Below are 2,859 nucleotides of genomic sequence, written 5' to 3'. Positions count from 1 at the left end.
AGGTTAGCCGTTTTAGTATCGCGTACGGCTTTAAATGTTCATTGAAGACAAAAGACAAGGGGCAAGATTTTAGCCCTTCCCCTTGTCGATGTCTAAATCAATACGAAAGGGGAATATATATGAAGTACGCGATAAATGCAACCGTTGATAAAAATCCTTGGGAGCGACCCAAAAAACAGCCCGATGGGACAGCACAAAACCGCAATAGTGATGATATTGCTTTATGGGATGCGCTTGTGGATTCGGTGCGCGCTTTGGGACGGACGAATGGCTGGACTAAAGCAGAAGTGGCGCGGCGCATAGGTATGCCGGATGGCACCTTTTCGCAGTGGTATGCGGGTAGTTATGCGGGGCAATTAGGCAAGCAAAATGCCAAAGTGCAACAATGGGTTGAAGCGTTAAAAGAAACGGCAGGGCTTTTGGAGATGATCCCAGAAAAGCCAGCTTTTCAAAAGAACCGTATAGCTTGTGAAATCATTGACACGCTAACACTGGCACAAAGTACGGGGGATATGGTGATGATTACGCTTGATGCGGGTAGTGGCAAGACGGAAACCTGCCGCTATTACCGCTCTACCCGCCCGCATGTTTATCTGGTGACAGCAAGTCCGCATACGCGCAGTGTTCATGGTATTTTGAATGATATGGCAGCAGAATTGGAAGTGGTGGAATATAATCCCACCCGCTTAACTCGTGCCATTGGCAAGAGATTAGAGCGTGTGGGGGGTGGAACATTGTTGATCGTTGATGAGGCGCAAAATTTAACGGATGAGGCGATTAATCAGTTGCGTCACTTTGTTGATATCAATGGTACGGGGCTTGCTTTGGTTGGCAATGATGAGATTTCGGGACGTCTCGTGCATCGTCAAAATGGACCTTCTTATGCACAAATTAAAAGCCGATTGGCGATGCATTTGAAACGTCGCAAACCTTATAGTGAGGATATTGCGGCGCGCATTCACGATTGGGGGATTGAAGATGCTGGTGCGATAAAGTTTTTGACCGGTATTGGTTTGAAAGCTGGGGCTTTACGGCAGATTGATAAAACTATGATGTTAGCACGCATGGCAGCGCTTGGGGATGAGAGTGAGGTGACGCTTAAACATGTCAAAGCCGCATGGAAAAACCGCAACGTGGAGGAATTGGCATGATCCCTTTATGCGACAAAGAATTATCCGATACGCTTGTTGGTCTTTATGACGATTATCAATGCGGTTTTGATATTGGAGAAAAGCTTAAATTGTGTGTTGATTTGGCGTTATTGCTTGAATTGGAGTTGAGTGTTCACCGTTTGGGGGAGGCGGATGCGGTTTTGGAAGCTGAAGTTGCAGAAGTTTTGGCTGAGTGTGACAGCTCTGATGCGGATGAGAGCAATCGTGTGATTTATATGGATTTTGGAGGCGGAAAATGATGGAACGGAACCCTTATATGGTGAGAGATTGCTTGATTGCTTTGCGCTCTGCCTTGTTAAAACATGAAATGGATGGGATTTTTTTGCATGGACAAGATGTTCGAGAATTAAATGAGTATTTGCGCCGCTTGGCAGGCTATAACCACATTTTAGGTCATGAGCTTATGCGGTGTCGTTGGCAATTGAAAGCGGGATGTGCGCCTTCTTCAGGGGATGTTGTGCCATTTCGTCGGTTTCAAAAAACATAAGGAGGACATTGGTGATGAATCCACAAATTGAACTTGAAGGCACGCGTTATATGAAGGATGCAAAAGGGGCTTTGGTGCCGGTAAGCCTGATCCGCCCTGCGGATTTGTTAGAGGATGAAACGGTGCGCAAAATTATGGGTTTTGCGAAAGAGTTATCGGCAAGGATTGCACGTTTTAACAACCATACGATTGCGGATTTGAGTGATTTTGATAGCTTGCTTGCGCAAGAATATGGTGTGGAGCGGCGTGGCAAAAAGGGTAATTGTACTTACACAAGTTTTGATGGTTTACAACGTATTAAGGTGCAAGTGCAGGAGAGCTTTGATTTTGGACCACAATTGCAAATTGCCAAAAGCCTTCTTGATGAGTGTTTAAATGAATGGTCTGCGGATGCGCGCCCTGAAATCCGCGCCATTATTACGCGTGCTTTTAATACGGATAAAGAAGGCAAGGTGAATCGGGGGGAGATCTTTATGCTGTTGCGTTTGGATATTGATGATCCACGCTGGAAAGAGGCTATGCGGGCGATCCGTGAAGCGATCCGAGTGACGACATCTAAGGAATATGTGCGTTTTTATGAGCGCGATAGTTTGGAAAGCGCTTGGCGTGCTGTAACCATTGATCTGGCGAAGACGTGAGGGAAACCATGTCTTTAGCGGCTATTCATATGGGAAGACGGGCGTTAGGTCTTGATGATGAGACCTATCGCGCACTGCTCTATCGCTTGACGGGCAAGCAATCGGCGAAAGATTTGAACTTTTTAGAGAAACGTTTAGTCGTCGATGAGATGCGCGCGTGTGGTTTTGAGCCGAATGTGAAGCGTTTAGAGGGCAAATATGCCAAGAAGCTTCAAGCTTTATGGATTGCAGGGTGGAATCTTGGCATTATTCGTGATCGTTGTGATAAGGCGTTGCTAGCCTTTGTGAAAAGACAGACAGGGATTGATCATATTCGTTTTTTACGCGATAGCGATGATGCATGCAGAGCTATTGAGGCGTTGAAAGGTTGGTTGCAGCGTGAGGGTGGGGTTGACTGGAAAGGGAAAAAGATTCAAGATTCATGGCAGAAAATGCCAGGATATTTGATTTTGTGTGCCCAATGGAAGCGTTTGAATCCCGATGCTGTGTTTGATGTGGAATCTTTTCATCAAAGTGTTATGGCGTTAAGTGGTAAAGCTTTGGGTGAGATGAGTGGGGGCGA

The 2,859-nt window shown here is 46.1% G+C and carries 5 protein-coding genes; all 5 read left to right on the top strand.

The genetic code is table 11. From position 1 onward, the window contains the following. The first annotated feature begins 119 nt into the window (after positions 1-119). Positions 120-1,151 (top strand): AAA family ATPase, encoded by a 1,032-nt coding sequence (locus tag PVV69_RS09520; protein WP_273757311.1) that lies wholly within the window; start codon positions 120-122, stop codon positions 1,149-1,151. Further along, entirely contained in the window at positions 1,148-1,411 is a 264-nt protein-coding gene (locus PVV69_RS09515; RefSeq protein ID WP_273755273.1) for a hypothetical protein, read from the top strand. Before PVV69_RS09520 ends, PVV69_RS09515 begins: the two co-directional genes overlap by 4 nt. Then, entirely contained in the window at positions 1,408-1,659 is a 252-nt protein-coding gene (locus tag PVV69_RS09510; protein WP_273755272.1) for a hypothetical protein, read from the top strand. The genes PVV69_RS09515 and PVV69_RS09510 overlap by 4 nt, the downstream gene beginning before the upstream one ends. A gap of 14 nt (positions 1,660-1,673) precedes the next feature. Continuing rightward, complete coding sequence (locus tag PVV69_RS09505; RefSeq protein ID WP_273757312.1) at positions 1,674-2,297, top strand: DUF3164 family protein; 624 nt, start codon at positions 1,674-1,676, stop codon at positions 2,295-2,297. Continuing rightward, a partial coding sequence (locus tag PVV69_RS09500; protein ID WP_273757310.1) for a regulatory protein GemA occupies positions 2,294-2,859 on the top strand: 566 nt, incomplete at its 3' end. The genes PVV69_RS09505 and PVV69_RS09500, both read left to right, overlap by 4 nt.

Source organism: Bartonella sp. MM73XJBT, assembly GCF_028618465.1.
GTDB lineage: Bacteria > Pseudomonadota > Alphaproteobacteria > Rhizobiales > Rhizobiaceae > Bartonella.
This window is presented reverse-complemented; position numbering and strand designations above follow the sequence as displayed.